The 17612-nt window shown below is 54.6% G+C and carries 15 protein-coding genes; 13 read left to right on the top strand and 2 right to left on the bottom strand.

Translation table 11 applies throughout. The annotated features are described in order from the left end of the window. Window positions 1–519 precede the first annotated feature (519 nt). A complete protein-coding gene (rhtA, locus tag JWR17_RS15375; protein WP_299832778.1) occupies window positions 520–1407 on the top strand; it encodes a threonine/homoserine exporter RhtA in 888 nt (295 codons plus the stop codon). Window positions 1408–1588: 181 nt separating this feature from the next. Then, window positions 1589–1867, top strand: a complete 279-nt coding sequence (locus JWR17_RS15370) for a hypothetical protein (RefSeq protein ID WP_299832781.1) — start codon at window positions 1589–1591, stop codon at window positions 1865–1867. 87 nt (window positions 1868–1954) lie between these two features. Here the strand turns inward: JWR17_RS15370 and JWR17_RS15365 are convergent, their stop codons facing one another. Continuing rightward, window positions 1955–2935, bottom strand: a complete 981-nt coding sequence (locus JWR17_RS15365; RefSeq protein WP_366944162.1) for a zinc-dependent alcohol dehydrogenase family protein — start codon at window positions 2933–2935, stop codon at window positions 1955–1957. Between the two features lie 156 nt (window positions 2936–3091). On the opposite strand from JWR17_RS15365, the gene JWR17_RS15360 reads away from it, so the two are divergent. Continuing rightward, on the top strand, window positions 3092–3991 hold the full coding sequence (locus JWR17_RS15360; protein WP_299832776.1) for a LysR family transcriptional regulator: 900 nt from the start codon (window positions 3092–3094) through the stop codon (window positions 3989–3991). A gap of 36 nt (window positions 3992–4027) precedes the next feature. On the opposite strand, the gene JWR17_RS15355 is transcribed toward JWR17_RS15360, so the two are convergent. After that, complete coding sequence (locus tag JWR17_RS15355; protein ID WP_299832775.1) at window positions 4028–5836, bottom strand: aminopeptidase P family protein; 1809 nt, start codon at window positions 5834–5836, stop codon at window positions 4028–4030. A gap of 960 nt (window positions 5837–6796) precedes the next feature. On the opposite strand from JWR17_RS15355, the gene JWR17_RS15350 reads away from it, so the two are divergent. Genes JWR17_RS15350 through JWR17_RS15305 form a run of 10 tightly spaced genes read left to right on the top strand, consistent with a single transcriptional unit; the run spans window position 6797 to window position 17531 of the window. Further along, window positions 6797–7582 (top strand): hypothetical protein, encoded by a 786-nt coding sequence (locus tag JWR17_RS15350; protein WP_299832774.1) that lies wholly within the window; start codon window positions 6797–6799, stop codon window positions 7580–7582. 51 nt (window positions 7583–7633) lie between these two features. Further along, complete coding sequence (locus JWR17_RS15345; RefSeq protein ID WP_299832773.1) at window positions 7634–8755, top strand: DegT/DnrJ/EryC1/StrS aminotransferase family protein; 1122 nt, start codon at window positions 7634–7636, stop codon at window positions 8753–8755. Window positions 8756–8760: 5 nt separating this feature from the next. Continuing rightward, entirely contained in the window at window positions 8761–10275 is a 1515-nt protein-coding gene (locus tag JWR17_RS15340) for an oligosaccharide flippase family protein (RefSeq protein WP_299832772.1), read from the top strand. A 36-nt stretch (window positions 10276–10311) separates the two neighbouring features. Continuing rightward, window positions 10312–11229, top strand: coding sequence for a glycosyltransferase (locus tag JWR17_RS15335; protein WP_299832780.1), 918 nt, complete (start codon window positions 10312–10314; stop codon window positions 11227–11229). Next, window positions 11219–11671: a low molecular weight protein-tyrosine-phosphatase gene (locus tag JWR17_RS15330; protein WP_299832771.1), complete on the top strand. Its 453-nt coding sequence runs from the start codon at window positions 11219–11221 to the stop codon at window positions 11669–11671. The genes JWR17_RS15335 and JWR17_RS15330 overlap by 11 nt, the downstream gene beginning before the upstream one ends. After that, window positions 11672–13885: a polysaccharide biosynthesis tyrosine autokinase gene (locus JWR17_RS15325; protein WP_299832770.1), complete on the top strand. Its 2214-nt coding sequence runs from the start codon at window positions 11672–11674 to the stop codon at window positions 13883–13885. Between the two features lie 32 nt (window positions 13886–13917). Further along, window positions 13918–14670 (top strand): WbqC family protein, encoded by a 753-nt coding sequence (locus JWR17_RS15320; protein ID WP_299832769.1) that lies wholly within the window; start codon window positions 13918–13920, stop codon window positions 14668–14670. A gap of 54 nt (window positions 14671–14724) precedes the next feature. Then, window positions 14725–15240 (top strand): transcription/translation regulatory transformer protein RfaH, encoded by a 516-nt coding sequence (gene rfaH, locus JWR17_RS15315; RefSeq protein WP_299832768.1) that lies wholly within the window; start codon window positions 14725–14727, stop codon window positions 15238–15240. Between the two features lie 48 nt (window positions 15241–15288). Then, entirely contained in the window at window positions 15289–16290 is a 1002-nt protein-coding gene (locus tag JWR17_RS15310; protein ID WP_299832767.1) for a glycosyltransferase, read from the top strand. Then, window positions 16287–17531, top strand: a complete 1245-nt coding sequence (locus JWR17_RS15305) for a glycosyltransferase family 4 protein (protein ID WP_299832766.1) — start codon at window positions 16287–16289, stop codon at window positions 17529–17531. The genes JWR17_RS15310 and JWR17_RS15305 overlap by 4 nt, the downstream gene beginning before the upstream one ends. Window positions 17532–17612 lie beyond the last annotated feature (81 nt).

Below are 17612 nucleotides of genomic sequence, written 5' to 3'. Positions count from 1 at the left end.
CACGAATTGCTTGATTCAATTGTTAAAGAGCGGCGGGTTGATTCTTTCGTCTCAACCGAGGCGCGCATTCTACAGCAGCGCCAGTTACTGTCAAGCGGTTATTTCACGAAGCTTCAAGGTTTCCCTTGTTAATTCAACCACTTGCGCTTCGATCAACTTCACGTTGCTCGGCAGCGGGAGGCGAATTCTACAGCGTTTCAACTCGCTGTCAACTGCCTTTTTTCACCGCTTCCGATCATCGTGATCAAAGCCTCTTGCTCGCATCTGAACTGCCTAACTCATTGATTACCAAGGAGTTTCCGTTTCATCTGCTCCGGAAGAGGTGCGAATTATAGGCCCGGAAAAAGTTACGTCAAGGCTTTATTCAGGTTTTCTATAAACAGTCCGGAGAATGCCCCCTTCTATATAAAAGTCTTAAGGGAAGCGGCGCGAACCTGAGCAATATATTGCTCAGGTCGTGGATATTAAGCATCATGCCCACCTCATTACATCCCAGATGACCGTGGACGATTAACCACAATGAACGAAGAACCCCGCAGCCTCGCCTCACTGGCGCTCCCAATAGGCATGCTCCTTATCGCTATGGCGTCCATTCAGACCGGCGCATCCCTGGCCAAGAGCTTATTCCCTCTGGTAGGCGCCCAAGGCACCACCACATTGAGGCTGACCTTCGCCAGCCTATTGTTAATAGTGATCCTGCGACCATGGAGGGCCCGGTTAACAGCCAAATCGTTGCGTACGGTGGTCATTTATGGAATTGCCCTGGGCGGAATGAATTTCTTCTTCTATATGTCTCTGCGCACGGTGCCACTGGGAATCGCCGTCGCTCTGGAATTCACCGGACCACTGACCGTAGCGCTGTTCTGTTCACGCAAAGCCATCGACTTCGTCTGGATCGCCTTGGCGACCCTCGGCCTGTTGCTGCTTATACCCATGGGCGCGGGGAGCACCAATATCGACCTTGTAGGTATCGGCTATGCGCTAGGAGCCGGGGTGTGTTGGGGACTTTATATAGTGTTCGGACAGAAAGCCGGGGCTGACAACGGTATTCAGACCGCAGCACTGGGGGTATTGATCGCTGCCCTGTTTATCGCCCCCATTGGAATTGTCCATGCTGGAACATCCCTGTTAAACCTGGCCCTCGTTCCTACAGCATTGGGCGTAGCTGTCTTATCCACCGCCCTGCCCTATAGCCTGGAAATGATGGCGTTAACCCGCTTGCCGGCCCGCACATTCGGTACGCTTGCGAGTATCGAGCCGGCTTTCGGAGCACTATCGGGGCTGATTTTTCTACATGAAAGCCTTACATTGACTCAATGGTTGGCAATCGCCTCGATCATCTTTGCCTCCGTCGGCGCAACGCTGACCACACGCTCCAGATTACCGACACCGGTGCCGGTCGATTGAAGGCCGTTTTGGTTAGTTATAATATGTCGCTAGCATTTGTACCTCGGTTGAGCCATGTTTAGCCCCGCAATGCAGACCACCATCGGAGCTTCAACGACCTGGACGTTATCGCTGTATCATGTTTACCGCCGAATTCAAGCTGGGCACTGGCATTAATCAGTTCGCCAGGTTAGGGACAGTAATGAAATACATTTTGATCATCCTGGCGGCCCTGGCGTTAGTCAGTTGTGCAGCGACAAGCAAAAACATCAAACACAGCAAACGTGGAATACATATCAACTGCTCCGGACTCACCTCCTCCTGGGAAAAGTGTTATGAGATGGCTGCTACTACGTGCGATACCAATGGCTACCGAATCATTGCCAAGTCTGGCGATGTGGTAGAGGATCCGGGCGACTATCCTTTCGGCCTCAATCCAGCAGGTTTTACCAGTCGCAGCATGATTGTCCTCTGCAAGTAAGCCACTCCCAAGGTAGCGTCGTCCCTGGCGCATCCATGAACCCTTGAGCAAGACCGGCTGAACCTTGCCTGCGAAGCCTGGCCCGAATCAGATGTCGATCACCAAACGCCCCCGCGCAATGCCGCTTTCAAGGATGTCGTGGGCGGCATGAACGGTTTCCAGCGTGAAATGCCGGTCATCCAGCACCGGCTTAACGCTCCCCGCCTCTATCAAACGAGTTGCCTCTCGCAGGATATCCCCGTGATGAAGGCGGTTCTGACCTGATAGCAACGGCATCAAGGTAAAAACCCCCGAATAGGTTGCCGCACGGAACGACAAGGGTGCCAAGCTATGCGTGCCCCAACCCAAACAGCTGACAACATGCCCACCGTAGGTTCGTGCTGCGATGAATGATGCATCCAGGGTCGCGCCGCCCACTGTGTCATACACCACATCGAAGCCGGTGCCGCCGGTATGCGCGGCAACATAGTCCTCTACCGATTGTTTGCGGTAGTCGATCGCCGTCGCCCCAAAGGATTCGATCAAGGCCATTTGCGCTTCAGAGCCGGTAGCAAATACCTTGGCACCCAGCGCTTGGGCGATTTGCACGGCGATATGCCCTACACCACCCGCTCCCCCTTGAATCAGAACAGTCTGACCGGGACGTAATGCGGCGCGATCCACCAGTCCTTCCCACGCGGTGATGAAGACCAACGGCAGTGCAGCGGCTTCACGCATATCAAGATTGCGCGGTTTAAGCGCCAGCAGATCAGCGTCAACAGCCGCGAACTGCGCCAACGATCCCTGAATACCACCGATCCCGGTGGCCATTCCGTACACCTCGTCACCCACTTTAAACCGGCTGACGCCTTCACCCAGTTCCTCAACAATACCGGCGAGGTCCATGCCCAGGACTGAAGGCAACTGCTGGCGGGCATGTGCCGCCTTACCCGTACGAATCTTCCCATCCAGCGGATTAACCCCGCTAGCCTTAATCCGAACCAGCACCTGACCCGCCAAAGGAGTGGGTGTAGGCAGCTGAATCAAGCGAAAGGGCGAATCGACAGCGTCTACCAACAACGCCTGCATATTTTTTGTAATAGGAGCTGGTGAAGAAGTCATGGCGGGGAGTCTCGTTTCGAGCAAGCCGGAGCGGCTTGATGGCTTTGATTCTGCTCGCGACGATTTATGCCGATAAGACTTAATAAAGCTATAGTGAGCATTCCAAATTGGCATGAATCGAAAATGGACAAGCTCAACGCGATGTCAGTGTTTGTTCGAGTCGTCGAGCGTGGCAGCTTTACCGCCGTCGCTAAAGAGCTCCAGACCACTCAACCAAACATCAGTAAGCTCATCCGAGCGCTAGAGATCGACCTCGGTGGCACGCTGATCGCACGCAGTACGCGCCAGCTATCACTGACTGACGAGGGTGTGCGCTATTACGAGCAATGCCGAGGCATTCTCGCCGCCGTGGACGCTGCCGAGCACAGCTTTCAAACCGGACGCGAAACAGTGGCGGGACTGCTAAGAGTCGGATCATCGGTGAGCTTCGGAAGAACGCAGATCGCGTCGCGGCTGGGTGACTTCCTCACCCGGTACCCGCAAGTAAGCGTGGACCTGCAACTCAGTGACAAAAATCACGACTTGGTCACCGAGGGCCTGGACGTCACATTCAGAATTGGCGACCTTAATGACAGCGGCCTCATCGCCCGGCACATAGGTACGATGCACCGGATCACACTCGCATCGCCGGGTTACCTGGCGCTATACGGGACCCCCGATACACCCGAAGCACTTCGCGGACACAACTGCTTACTCTTCAATTTACTCGCCACGCAAAATCAGTGGCGCTATGAGAAAGACCAGCAAACGTATGCGGTGCGCATTAAAGGCAACGCGCAGAGCAATAACTCGGAAGCGATCCGGGAAATGGTGTTAGCGGGAATGGGGATTTCGCTGTCGCCGACCTGGTTGTTTGCCGATGATTTGCGAGCAGGCAGCGTCGTAGCCATTCTGCAGGACTACCTACCAGAGCCTCTGCCCGTCTACGCACTTTCGCCAGCCAATCGACGGCAGTCGGCGCGGGTGCGCGCGTTGGTGGATTACATGGCCCAAGCGCTAAAAATGCCAACGCCCCAGGCCTGAACCCGTGACGCGGCGACGACACTCAGATCACAGCGGTCAGATCGCAGCAGTGCGGGTACGTAACCACTCTAACGCTGGCCCTTCTAATAGTGGGCTCAAGCGCGCATTGACCTCTGCGTGATAAGTGTTGAGCCAATCACGTTCCTCTTGGGTCATTAGCGTTACTTCCAGGCAGCGCGTATCGATTGGGCACAGGGTCAAGGTCTCAAATTTGAGAAACTCCCCGAATTCGGTTTTACCGACTTCGCGATTCAGTACCAGATTTTCGATCCGCACACCCCAACGTCCTGGCCGGTAAGTCCCTGGCTCGATCGAAGTAATCATTCCCGGCTGCATGGCAGTGTGTGGCGCTGGCGGCACTTGGTACGCAATGACCTGCGGACCTTCATGGACGTTTAAGAAATAACCTACGCCATGACCGGTACCGTGGCCGTAATCGACACCTTCCGCCCAAATCGGCGCTCGGGCGATGGAATCGAGCAACGGCGACGCAATTCCTCGCGGGAAATGAGCTCGCGACAGCGCGATTACGCCCTTGAGAACGCGCGTGCAATCTCGTTTCTGCTCAGCGCAAGGCGTTCCGATGGGCACCATTCGTGTGATATCGGTCGTGCCGCCAAGGTATTGGCCACCCGAGTCGATCAGCAAAAGACCATCGCCTTCGATTTGCGCATGCTCTTGTTCAGTCGCCCGGTAATGCGGCATGGCGCCATTGCCATTGAAGCCCGCGATGGTGGCGAAACTGGCCGAAACATAGCCGGGGCGACGTGCACGTGCCTGGCCTAAATGAAAGTCGATGGACAGTTCGCTGACTGGCTCATTGCCCAAAGCCGACTCCAGCCAAGCGAAAAACTCACAGAGCGCAGCGCCGTCTTGCTCCATCGCCTGGCGAATATGCTGGGCATCTGTTTCGCTTTTTTGCGATTTGAACAAGGTCGTTGGGTTGAGCCCTTCAACCAATGTCACCTCCGCGTTGAGGTGGTCAAGCAAGCCGCAGGTAACGCGCGCAGGGTCAATCAACAACCGGGCGGCAAGGGGAACTTCACGCAAGGCCGAGGCGATCCTGGTGTATTCAACCAGCGTAATGCCCTCGCCTTCCAGCGTCTGGCGCAACTCGGCGTCCATTTTCGTCAAATCGACAAACAGACTGATCCCTTGCGGACCGATCAAGGCGAAAGAGACGAACACTGGGTTGTAGGAAACATCTGCGCCGCGCAGGTTGAACAGCCAGGCAATGTCATCCAGTGCAGCGATGAAGTGCCAATCTGCGCCGCGCTCTTGTAGCACGTTGCGTAACTGAGCCAGCTTTTCTGCTCGGCTCACGCTCGCCTGAGGCGGTAAATGTTGATAAATAGCGTTGGTTGGCAAGCTTGGCCTATCCAGCCAAACCTCACTGAGCAGGTCGAAGTCGGTGCGCAGGCTGGCGCCTTGATCGTATAGCCTCGCGGCCAGCGTACGGGCTGAGGCCACGGCCAATACAGCACCGTCCACCGCGACAATATCTTGCGCCTTGGCGTTTTCAGCCAACCAATCCAGCGCAGTCGGCCGGCCCTGCTGTAGCTTCACCAGCTCAATGCCGGTGCCTGCCAATTCCTTACTGGCCTGTTCCCAATAACGGCTGTCCGCCCACAAACCGGCAAAGTCCTGAGTCACGATTAACGTCCCGACCGAACCATGAAAGCCCGAAAGCCACTGCCGACCCTGCCAATAGCCCGGCAGGTATTCAGAAAGATGCGGGTCCGCTGACGGCACCAGATAAGCGTCTATTTGTTCCCGGCTCATCAAGGCCCGCACTTGGGCCAAACGTTCTGTGACCACTCCATTGGTTGCTGACTGCGTACTCATTCGTTCTCCTGCTGAACCGGTAAGTGGCGTGTCCCGGTTCGGATAATGGAGCAGCATTCAAGGCTGAGCAACTGCCCAGAACGCCGACCGGCTTAATGACGCCTTAGTCAACGTAAGGCGGCCATGACCATGCCTAAGCTCTCCCTAGACCGAAACACGGTTAACTGGGCACCACCTATCCCTTTGCGGAATATGGAAACGGCCGGACGAGAATCCATTTCACCAAACACACTCGATTCAACGGTGCCAAGCCCCTGAAACACTCAATTGCGCGTTAAATCTGCTTAATGAAACCAACTACGATCGTCCATCATCGCCTTGTTTAACCACGCAATTTATTATTGAACTTTTCAATATTGCCCTTCCTGCAGTGCGTCTAAAAACCGTCGCCGCACTATGACGGTGCATGTGGTGTTTTTTTGACGTTCAATAAAATCAATAGGTTACGATGACAGCTCTACCGTTTATCAAAAATGTAACAGTTATTTGACGAAATAATTTGACAGGAAGGACGGCGCCGTCGATATATATGCCTGTCAGACGATTCATTGCTGTTGCAGCAGTGCCTAAGAGCAATGCGCACGAAGCGTCTGGATACATACATTCTTGCAGTTCTGCCCATCAAGGTTAATTAGCGGCGAGGCGCGTTTTTTTAGCGCCTGTGGCAGTCCATTGGCTAATTGAATCATCTGTTTTTTACTGAGCATGCTCGGTCGGGCGGTAGCATTGCCCGCTGCTTAAACAACAGATGGGTTTATTGCAAGAAACACTGGAACTTTTAGAGCATCCGTTAATTAGCAAACTGACGGGCGACTGAATCAACCGATTCGGGCGGTAGCGTGGCTCAACACGTCTATTCAGGCCCTGGTGGCTTCAAGTTTCCTCACTGTGCCATCTCAATAATGGCACCGGCACCCAAGACACCGGTGTCTTATCACTTATCTATAAGAGCCCTACGCGATGCCTTTATCTTTTAGCATTGATGAACAGCAGGTAAGGCAGCTGGCCAATGAGATCGATACCAATGGCTTTGCCAAGCTGAGCGGTGTTGTGGGCGAGGCCGATCTTGCGCAATTGCGCGCCTACACCGACCTTCAGGCGGCTCGGCATCCTGGTGAATACTTTGCCTACCATGGCGAGCGGGCATTGGCCGGCAGCCTGTTAGCGGGCATCTGGGCCGACCCGACGTTCAAGGCATTACTAAGCCGTTTGTACCAACGGGCAGCAGGGGAAACCGCCGACAGCGACCGAATATTTCCGGTGCTGCGCTGCGTCCAGGGAAACCAAGGACGCCGGGAATCCAACAGTTTCCATTTTGACGCGAGCCTGGTGACAGTACTGATCCCTATTTTTATCCCCGAGCACGGCGAAGAACGCGGCGATCTGGTCCTGTTTCCTAACTTACGAACGGTGCGTTCATTCGTGCTGTTTAACGTCATCGAAAAAGCCTTACTGCAAAATCGCTTCAGCAGAAAGTTGATATCCGTTGCACTTGATTGGGGATGGTTTAAGGCCAAAACCGTGCAACTAGAGCCTGGCAATGTTTACTTTTTCTGGGGGTATCGCACATTGCATGCGAACCGTCCAGTCAGCCCCAACTTAACACGCGCTACAGCCCTGTTTCATTTTGGTGATCCGCACACAGGTAGCGTGGCCACACAGCTGATTCTTAAGTTCAACCAACGTCGCGCGAGACTGGCCAGTCAGAAAACTGGCAGCCCGCCCACCGAATCGATGCCCGGCTAGCCCGGCTTCTCTCCTCGGAATCAGCGCCAGACGACAGACATGGAGGCTTCGATGATCAATGTGACAAAGACTTATTTAGGCGACATCAACAAATTTAAACACTACGTTGACGGCATCTATGCGCGCGGCTGGTTAACCAACCATGGGCCGCTGGTGACAGAGCTGGAACAAAGGCTCGTAGACTATCTCGGTGTGAAGCATGTTCTGCTAACCAATAACGGGACCCTGGCGCTGCAAGTTGCTTACCGCGCGCTCGGTTTGACCGGTAGCGCGGTGACTACACCGTTCAGTTTCGTCGCCACCAGCAGTTCATTGCAGTGGGAAGGCATCCGGCCGATCTTTGCAGACATTGATCGGGCGACCTGGAATATCTCGCCAGAACACATCGAGAGCAGGATTGTTTCCGACACAACGGCGATCGTCGGCACCCATGTATTTGGCAACCCCTGTGCTGTCGAGCAGATCGAACAGATTGCGCTCAAGCACAAACTAAAAGTGGTGTACGACGGCGCCCATGCATTTGCCGTCCGCCACGCTGGACGCTCGGTGCTTAATTGGGGTGACATCAGCACCTTGAGTTTTCATGCGACCAAGTTGTTTCACACCATCGAAGGCGGCGCGATCATCACCAACGATGATGATCTCGCCCGTAAAGCTTACCTGCTGTGCAATTTCGGCATCGCTGGCGTCGACAGCATCGAAGGCATCGGCATCAACGCCAAAATGAATGAGTTCTCAGCGGCGATGGGGCTGTGCATCCTTGATGACATAGACAATATTCTCGAAAGTCGCGCTGAAATTGCCTACCGCTATCAGTCCCGCCTGGGCGACTACATGGATTTGCAGAAAGCCGAATCCAATAGCCAGCTTAATCATAGCTACTTCCCCGTAGCCCTTACCGGCGAACAACAATTGCTTCGCGTTCGGGCAGCGCTCAACGACGAAGGCATCAACCCGAGGCGTTACTTCTATCCGTCTCTGGACACGCTCGATTACCTGCAACCGCAAGCGGCGCAAAGCACGTCACGGTCGCTGGCCCAACGCGTGCTGTGCCTGCCGATCTATCCAGGTCTGGCCAAGGAAGACCAGGACAGAGTGATCGAGACGTTAATCACTGAGTGCAGCCAGGGTCAAGTCAGGTATGACGACCCCGCTTTGGCCCAGGTCATCTAACCGTCATGCAAAAAAAACTGTCAGTCATTAGAAACACCACCTTGAGCTACGCCGGTCAGGCTTATGCGCTGTTGGTGGGCATTCTTATCATGCCATTTTACCTAGGTCATCTAGGGGCCGAAGCTTACGGTCTTATCGGTTTTTTCTCGGTCATGCAGGCATGGCTGCAGTTACTCGACGCAGGTTTGTCGCCCAGCCTGGTGCGTGCAGTTGCGCACCAGCAAGGACTGCCTGCCGCCGAGCGCAGCGCAGGGCATTTGCTGCGTTCGTTCGAAATCATTTTTCTACCGATGGCCGTGGTCTGCGCAACGGTGATCTATGCCGCGAGTCCGTGGATAGCACTGAAGTGGCTGAACGCTCAAACGCTGGACAGCGAAACGCTGATCAGCTGCATCGGCATGATGGGCCTGATTATTGTGCTGCGCTTGTACGCGACGCTTTATAAAAGCGGCATTCAGGGTCTTGAGCAACACGCTTGGTTAAACATCGCCAATGTGATCATCGCGACGTTGCGTTATTTCGGTGGTTTGTTGCTGGTCAGCAGTATCTCCCAGGACCCTCGGGACTTTTTTGAATTTCAAGTAGCGGTCGGCGTGATCGAAGCGCTGATATTTGCCGGTCGCGCCTATCAACAGATGCCCACCCCGCACCTGCTGAGCGGTTTTAACTGGGCGCTGGTCAAGCCGATTATCCCGTTCGCCGCCAGCATGTCGCTGACCACGGTGCTGTGGATTGTGCTGACACAACTGGACAAGGTCCTGCTCTCGGAACTGCTGCTGCTCAAGGAGTACGGCTACTTCTCGTTGGTGGCACTGATTGCTAACGGCATTCTAATGCTGGCCAACCCACTGGCGCAGACGCTGCTGCCGCGGTTGACGGTGTTGATGGCGGAGGGTCGGCATGACGACATGCATAGCTTGTTCCTGGCAGCCAACCGATTCGTTTGTACCCTGCTGTTCCCGTTGGCTGCGGTGATTGGCTTCCATGCCGAACCGCTTATCTTTTCCTGGACTGGTGATCAGGCAGCCGCCCATTGGAGCCATTCAATCTTGCTTTGGTACGCATTGGGCAGCGCCATAATGGCCGCCAGCGCTTTTCAGTTTTATCTGCAATACGCCCACGCGAACATGAGTTTGCATGTCTGGTACAGCGTGGTATCGGCCATCGTCACGGTGCCGGTGATGTTTCTGGCAATCCATTACCACGGCGCATACGGCGCGGCGCTGGCCTGGTTCGGTTTGCGCCTGGTGTCATTCATGATCTGGCCTTCAATTGTCCACAACCGCCTGGCCCCGGGGATTCACAGTCAATGGACCCACGACATTGCCCGCATCACGCTAATGACCGCCGTCGGCATCGCCATCAGCGAGCCGTTATTTCGCATGATCGCTCGCGATGACCGCTTCACAACTTTCCTCGGCCTGGCCGTCAGTGGTTTGATCACCCTGACGATCGTGGCCATGAGTTACAAACCGCTGGCAACAAGACTTTACGTTTTGTTCAGCAAACCGAGTACATGAGCCATGGATGCCACTGTGCAAAATTCCAGTTCTGAATTGCCGCGTTCCTCTTCCGAACAACCGTCGGTGGTGCCGCTGCTCAGCATCGTCTGCCCGACGTTTAATCAAGCGGGGTTTATTGCGCAAACACTTGAAAGCTTCCTTGCCCAGAAAACCAATTTCCCCATCGAAATCCTGATAAACGACGACGCCTCTACCGACGGCACTACACAGATTGTCGAGCTATACGCCGACCGTTACCCGCAGCTGATCCGGCCGTTTTATCACGCCGTTAATCAGTACTCACAAGGCAACTTGTGCACACCCGAACTGTTTAAAGAAGCGCGAGGAAAATACATCGCGTTTTGCGAAGGCGACGACTATTGGACTGACCCGAGAAAACTGCAGATCCAGGTGGATTTTCTTGAAAGCCATCCAGATTACGTACTGACCTATCACGATGCCATGTCCTTCGACGCAGAAGGCGAACATGGCATCTATCTCCAGGGGAAGTTGCGTGCTGATGCAACATCGGTTCAATTGCAAAAAGCCCGGCCGATTTCGACACTCACCACCTGCTTTCGTAACGTTTTCCACGAATTGCCGCCCGAACTGAAGTTGGCACCGCTCAACGACATGTGCTGGTGGTCGCTGCTGGGTGCCCACGGTCACGGCAAATTTCTCGGTGAAATCAAACCGGCCATGTATCGCTTGCACCCAGGTGGCGTTTTCTCCATGCGCTCCCATAAGCGCAAATTGCACATGAGCCTGCAGACCTGCTCCAGTTTGGCGAATTACTACCACCGGATTGGCAATCAGCCCATGTACGAACACTTCCTTATTCAGGTGTTCGGCTTGTCGATCTCCGCTATTTCACCGCTGCACAAACTGCAAGCCCTGCTGCTGGTGGCGCGTAACGTCAGCGTCAATCTCAGTAAGCGGCTCATGCTGTCGGTTAAAGGTAATGTTCAATAATCTTCTGGTGGTCTGTGTCGGCAACATTTGCCGCAGCCCCATGGCTGAAGCGATGTTCCGCAAACGTCTTATGTCGCCGCATCTGCAGGTCTCGTCGGCGGGCATCCACGCCATGCTTGCTTCACCGATAGACCCCCTCGCTCGGGAGGTTTTAAGAAACCACGATATTCCGACGTATAAGCATCAAGCGCGTCAAGTTACCCGGCAAATGCTGCACGACGCCGAATTAATTCTGCTCATGGAAACAGACCAACTACACAGCATTTTGAAGCTGGCGCCAGAAGTACGTGGCAAGACATTTTTGATTGGCAAATGGCAGCACGAACTTGAAATAGCCGATCCGTACCGTCGCCCGAAATTAGCCTTTGAACAGACCTTCGAGCACCTGTCGCGTTGTGTCGATGACTGGCTTCCATACCTACAGTCAGGAGTTACCCGATAAATGACCATCATGAACCGCCCCGCGCTGGACCTTTACCAGGACACCAAGATTGATCTGGCAACTGTCTTGCGAACCTTGTTTGATCACAAGGGCCTGATCGCCTCCATTGTCAGCGTCTTCCTTTTGATTGGACTGGCCTATGCAGTTCTGGCGACGCCTATCTATCAGGGCAACGCGATGATTCAAATCGAGCCAAAAAAAGTCGGCATCGAAGGGACTCCCGAGGTCAGCAACAAACCCATGTCAGTGTCCCCGGCCACCACTGAAATTGAACTGATCAAGTCACGGGCGGTGCTGGGCAAAGTAGTCGAAGACCTCAAACTGAACATTATTCAGCAACCCAATTACTTCCCGGTGTTTGGCGCCTACATGGCCCGCACGTTTAAGCCGACTACCCCAGGCGCACTGGCTGAGCCCGTGTTCGGGTTACGTAATTACGCGTGGGGCGGTGAGCTGATCAATGTGTTCCAACTGGAAGTACCTGAAGCCCTGCTCGGTGCAAAGCTGACCCTGGTGGCCAATGGTGCCGACGCGTTCTCGTTGTTCGACAAAGACGGCGCGTTGTTACTGAACGGCCAGACTAATCAAACCGTAGAAGGCAATGGCATAAAAATTCAGATAGCAACACTTAAGGCTCGTCCGGGAACCGAGTTCACGCTGATTAAACAACGCACACTCACCAGCGCACTGGACTATCAGTCGCGTCTGAGCATCACAGAAGCCGGTAAAGACTCGGGCATCATTTATTTGTCTATTCAGGACCCGAACCCGCTCCAGGCCAAGACCATTCTGGATGAAGTCAGCCATCTGTATGTCCGGCAAAACGTTGAACGCAGCTCGGCCGAGGCGGCGCAGCGCCTTGAGTTTCTGCGGTCACAATTGCCGCTGGTACGCAAGCAACTGGAACAATCGGAACAAGCGTTAAACGCCTTCCAGGCCGGCGCCAAATCGGTCGATCTGAGCATCGAAACCAAGTCGGTACTCGATCAGGTGGTCAACCTTGATTCGATGCTGTCGGAACTGAAACTGAAACGAGTAGAAGTCGAGCGCCTTTACACCCCGGAACACCCGACCTATCGGGCGTTGATGACGCAAATGGGTCAATTGGAAGCGCAGAAACAAGCGCTGCTGAAAAAGATCCAGGCACTGCCGGTCACTCAGCAGGAATTACTGCGTTTGACCCGCGACCAGCAAGTCACTACCCAGACCTACACTCTGCTGCTGAATAAGAGCCAGGAACAAGACATCTTGCGCGCCGGCAGTATCGGCAACGTCCGCATTATTGACAACGCCGACGCCAACGTTGAAGAACCCGCCAAGCCGATGAAGAAGCTGATCGTGCTGCTCGCAGCCCTGCTTGGGGTTTTGGTTGCAGTGACCGTAGTGTTCTTGCGCCAAGCGTTCTATCGCGGCGTCGATAATCCGGAAATCATCGAAAATCTTGGCATGCCGGTCTACGCGTCTTTACCGTACTCGCGACAACAGGAACGTCTGGACAAAAACAGCCAAGGTCGAGCCGCTAAAGAGTTGAAGCTGTTGAGCGTCTCCGAACCTACTGAACTGGCCGTCGAATCCCTGCGCAGCCTGCGTACCAGTTTGCACTTCGCCATGCTTGAAGCACGCAATAACGTGTTAATGATTTCCAGCCCGGCACCCGCCTCCGGCAAATCCTTTGTGTCCAGCAACCTCGCGGTGATCATTGCCCAGACAGGCAAGCGCGTACTGCTGATCGACGCCGACATGCGCAGAGGTTATTTACACAAAGTGTTTGGCCTGCAACCGAAACATGGTTTGTCCGACACCCTTGCCGCGCGACTGTCCAGCAGAGAAGTGATTATCGCCACTAAAGTGCCGAACCTGGATTTGATCTCTTGCGGTTATGCCGCACCGAATCCATCCGAGCTACTGATGCACGATAACTTCAACAAACTGCTCGCCGACCTTGCACCGTCATATGACTTGGTGATCGTCGATACGCCACCCATTCTTGCTGTCACTGACGCCACCCTGGTCGGCCGTCAGGCAGGCACAACCCTGTTGGTCACCCGCTTCGGTCTTACGTCAGTCAAGGAAATCGAAGCCTGCAAACGTCGGCTGGGTCAAAACGGAGTGGTGATCAAAGGTGCGATTTTCAACGGGGTAATACGCAAGGCCTCAACGGCTTCCTATGACTGTTCAGCTTACGGTTATGACTACAGCCCAGTACGAAAGTAATGGATAACTAGAGCCTCTTCCTGGAGATAAGCATGGTCAGGACAATTGCAATGATGCAGCCGTACCTGTTCCCCTACCTGGGCTATTTTCAACTGATTGCCGCCGCAGACGTTTTCGTACTGGGTGATGATCTACAGTACATCCGGTCCGGATGGGTCAATCGAAATCGCATTCTGTGTAACGGCGAAGCCAAGTTAGTTACCTTCCCGCTGAAGCGAGACCGGCACGACCTGGCCATCAATCAACGTCAGGTGAGCGAATCGTTTGACGAAGACATGGAACGCCTGCTTATCACCATCAAGCGGTGCTACATCAAAGCGCCCTATTTCAATCAGGTCATGCCTTTACTGGAAAGGCTGCTACGGTTCCCTGTCAGGAATCTAGCGTTATTCATCGAGCATTCCATCAGAGAGATATGCGCCTATTTGCATATTGATACGCCTATTTTGCGCGGCTCGGACATGGACATCGAAACGCCCACTGACAAGCAGGACCGTGTACTGAAAATCGTGAAAACTTTTGCGGGCGACCGCTATCTGAACCCAGTTGGTGGGATCGAGTTGTACGACGCGGATCATTTTGCTCGACACGGCGTAGCGTTGCGCTTCTTCAAGATGGATCCGATCGAGTATTGGCAGTTCAAGCATGCTTTTGTCGGCAATCTGTCGATTATTGATGTGTTGATGTTTAACTGTGTCGACCGTGTGCAAGAACTGCTGCCGCACTATTCAGTCTGCACGGCAGTAGAGCACGAGCAGCCTGAGCGGATAATGGCCGTTGGTTGATGGCTTGGCGTTGATTCCCAGTTGAACCCGTAATGCTGTGGAGCGAAAAAAGATATGACTCACTCGGAAAAACCTGCGCGCTGGTACCTCATCCAGACCAAACCTCGTCAAGAGTCCCGTGCTGAAGAGCACCTGCAACGCCAGCAGTTCGAATGCTATCGGCCACTCAAGGCTGCAGCACCGAAAAAGCGCAATTCACGTGCTGCCAGCGAAGAAGAGTTGTTTCCTGGTTACCTGTTTATCCGCATGGATCAGGTCCACGACAACTGGTACCCCATCCGCTCGACCCGAGGCGTCGCGCGCATTGTGACCTTCGGCGCGCACCCGGTGCCGGTTCACGATGACTTGATCCAACAGATTCGCCAACGCTTGCTGCTGCCGGAACCCAAGGCGGTGTTTCAAGAAGGTGAAGCCGTACGGATCAAGTCGGGAAGCTTCTGCGACCTGGAAGCGATATTCCTGACCGCCGACGGTGAAGAGCGCGCAGTCATTCTGCTCAATCTGTTGCAGCGCGAGCAAAAGGTCACGTTGCCTATCAGCAGTTTGGCGCGGATGGAAGCGCGGGTCTGAATGTCTGCCGCAAGCCCGCGGACCTTTTTTAAATCATGGAAGCGCACGATGACTTACAAAACCACACTGGTCACGCTGACTTACGGCGACCGGCTGCCCTATCTACAGGCGCTGGTCAGCCGCTCATTAGCCAGTTCTCAAATAGAACGGGTGATCATCGTTAGCAATGCGTCGGTGGCACCGCTCGAATCCCTGGTCCGCGCCTGGCCAGGCCAAGTGGATGTAATTTATTTGCAGCAGAACACCGGCTCGGCCAAAGGTTACTCCGTGGGTATCCAGGCCGCCCTGGATGCAGGTGCCGAGTACATCTGGCTGATGGACGACGACAACGCGCCCACCGTTAATGCCATCGCGACGCTTCATCATTGTTTATACCAACGCGAGCGTATCGATGGTCGAGACAAGGCTGCGGTATTGGGCTTTCGTCCTACCCATCAAGCCGACATCGCTGCGGGTGTGCCCAAGCGGTTTGCGATCCAGAGACGTTCGAGCTTCTTCGGTTTCCACATCGCGCAATTGCCCTACAAAATCTGGCGCCGCTTGCCGTGGGGCCATCCGCGGGCCAAGCAAAACCTACAGTCCATGGTTCAACTGCCCTTCGCAACCTACGGCGGCTTGCTCGCTCATCGCAGCGTGTACCAGCGAATCGGCCTACCGCTGGATGCGCTGTTGTTGTACGCCGATGACAGTGAATACACCTGGCGCATCACCGCCGGTGGCGGACGAATTTTCCTGGTACCGGAGGCGCTGCTCGACGACCTTGAAGAGTCATGGAACATCAAAGCCAAAACCAGCAATATCTATGAGAGTTTTTTGCTTGGCGGTTCAGATCTGCGCGCTTATTACGGCGCACGCAATCAGGCCTGGTTCGACAAAAACATCTGGGCCTCTTCGTCCTGGATTTATAACCTCAATCGCTGGGTATTCTTCCGCCTGTTGCGTGTCATTGCCAAGCGCAAGGGCGCGGAGCGGAGGTTAAGCCTTATCGAAAAAGCTATTCATGACGGTGAAACCGGCGTGCTTGGCCTTCACCAGTCTTACCCGCTATGAAAATTCTGTTCATCAACAGTCTTTACCCTCCGGACATCGGCGGTGGCGCTGAGATTATTTTGCAGCGTACCGCCGAAGGTTTACAGAAACGCGGCTGCAACGTGGTCGTACTGGCCACCGGCGATGAGAAAGGGCTTAGCAGCGATTGCCTGAACCGAGTCAAGGTATACCGCGCAGGGCTGCGCAATTTCTACTGGCACCATACCGCCCAGCGTCCTGGACGCCTGAGCCGAATCGGTTGGCACCTACGCGACCGCTATAACAACGGCATGCGCGAATACGTTCGCGACGTCATCGATACCGAACGCCCGGACATCGTGGTGTGCCACAACCTCAGCGGCTGGTCAGTTTCGGCCTGGGACGAGATTACGGCTGCGGGTTTACCCATCGTGCAAGTGCTGCACGATATGTACTTACTGTGCCCCAGCAGCACGATGTTCAAGAACGGCAAAAGCTGCCAGCAGCAATGCGCCAGTTGCAAACAGTTCCGCAGAGGCTACGACAAGCGCTCCGCGCAGGTTGAAAGCGTCATCGGCGTCAGTCGTTTCATGCTCGAAACGCTGCAAGGCCAAGGCTACTTCAAGGGCGCCCACGCGCACGTCGTGCACAACAGCAGCCCTTTTGCGGCGCCGACGGAACACCCGCAGAGCTGCGATAACACTACCGCTCGCAAGCCTCTGCGGTTCGGCTACATGGGCACGCTGTCTGAAGCCAAAGGGGTTCGTTGGTTGATCGAGCAGTTCCAAAAATTGCCGTTTGACGCCACCTTGCAAATAGCCGGGCGCGGTCAAGTTAACGACGAAGCGCAATTCCGGGCGTTGGTCACTTCACCGAATATCAGTTTTGTCGGCTATCAAAAGCCCGAAGTGTTTTACCGTCAGATCGACGTCGCGGTGGTGCCTTCCATTTGGGGAGAGCCGTTCGGGATGGTCGCGGTCGAAGCCTGTGCCCATTCGGTGCCGGTGATTGCCGGAAGAATGGGCGGTTTGCCCGAAATTATTGAAGATCAAGTCAACGGTTTGCTCTGCAGCCCTGACGATGCGGACACGTTAGGCCAAGCCATGTTGAGCCTGGACCAGCAACCGGAATTGCTCGCTCGCCTTAGCGCTCAGGCCCGCAGCACGGTTGCTCCGCTGATCGACGAAGAGCTGATGCTGGATCAATACCAGCGGATTTTCACTGAAACACTTCAGTGCAAATTGCTGCGACGCAAGGATCAACAGGTGCCGCACTGGGTATGAAAGCAGTTAGCCAAATTTCTGTTGCATCACGTTTCGACTGAATCCGCACAGATACGCGGCCTTGCTCGGCCCACGACCACG

Origin of the sequence: Pseudomonas sp., assembly GCF_028293835.1 — a bacterium.
Lineage (GTDB): Bacteria > Pseudomonadota > Gammaproteobacteria > Pseudomonadales > Pseudomonadaceae > Aquipseudomonas.
The sequence above is the reverse complement of the archived record's forward strand: the minus strand, read 5'-3'. Positions and strand labels throughout refer to the sequence as shown.

What these genes read in the sequence shown, in the direction of transcription:
- rhtA (WP_299832778.1), top strand. Translation starts at nt 520, where the DNA reads ATGAACGAAGAACCCCGCAGCCTCGCCTCACTGGCGCTCCCAATAGGC.
- JWR17_RS15370 (WP_299832781.1), top strand. Translation starts at nt 1,589, where the DNA reads ATGAAATACATTTTGATCATCCTGGCGGCCCTGGCGTTAGTCAGTTGT.
- JWR17_RS15365 (WP_366944162.1), bottom strand. Translation starts at nt 2,935, where the DNA reads ATGCAGGCGTTGTTGGTAGACGCTGTCGATTCGCCCTTTCGCTTGATT.
- JWR17_RS15360 (WP_299832776.1), top strand. Translation starts at nt 3,092, where the DNA reads ATGGACAAGCTCAACGCGATGTCAGTGTTTGTTCGAGTCGTCGAGCGT.
- JWR17_RS15355 (WP_299832775.1), bottom strand. Translation starts at nt 5,836, where the DNA reads ATGAGTACGCAGTCAGCAACCAATGGAGTGGTCACAGAACGTTTGGCC.
- JWR17_RS15350 (WP_299832774.1), top strand. Translation starts at nt 6,797, where the DNA reads ATGCCTTTATCTTTTAGCATTGATGAACAGCAGGTAAGGCAGCTGGCC.
- JWR17_RS15345 (WP_299832773.1), top strand. Translation starts at nt 7,634, where the DNA reads ATGATCAATGTGACAAAGACTTATTTAGGCGACATCAACAAATTTAAA.
- JWR17_RS15340 (WP_299832772.1), top strand. Translation starts at nt 8,761, where the DNA reads ATGCAAAAAAAACTGTCAGTCATTAGAAACACCACCTTGAGCTACGCC.
- JWR17_RS15330 (WP_299832771.1), top strand. Translation starts at nt 11,219, where the DNA reads ATGTTCAATAATCTTCTGGTGGTCTGTGTCGGCAACATTTGCCGCAGC.
- JWR17_RS15325 (WP_299832770.1), top strand. Translation starts at nt 11,672, where the DNA reads ATGACCATCATGAACCGCCCCGCGCTGGACCTTTACCAGGACACCAAG.
- JWR17_RS15320 (WP_299832769.1), top strand. Translation starts at nt 13,918, where the DNA reads ATGGTCAGGACAATTGCAATGATGCAGCCGTACCTGTTCCCCTACCTG.
- rfaH (WP_299832768.1), top strand. Translation starts at nt 14,725, where the DNA reads ATGACTCACTCGGAAAAACCTGCGCGCTGGTACCTCATCCAGACCAAA.
- JWR17_RS15310 (WP_299832767.1), top strand. Translation starts at nt 15,289, where the DNA reads ATGACTTACAAAACCACACTGGTCACGCTGACTTACGGCGACCGGCTG.
- JWR17_RS15305 (WP_299832766.1), top strand. Translation starts at nt 16,287, where the DNA reads ATGAAAATTCTGTTCATCAACAGTCTTTACCCTCCGGACATCGGCGGT.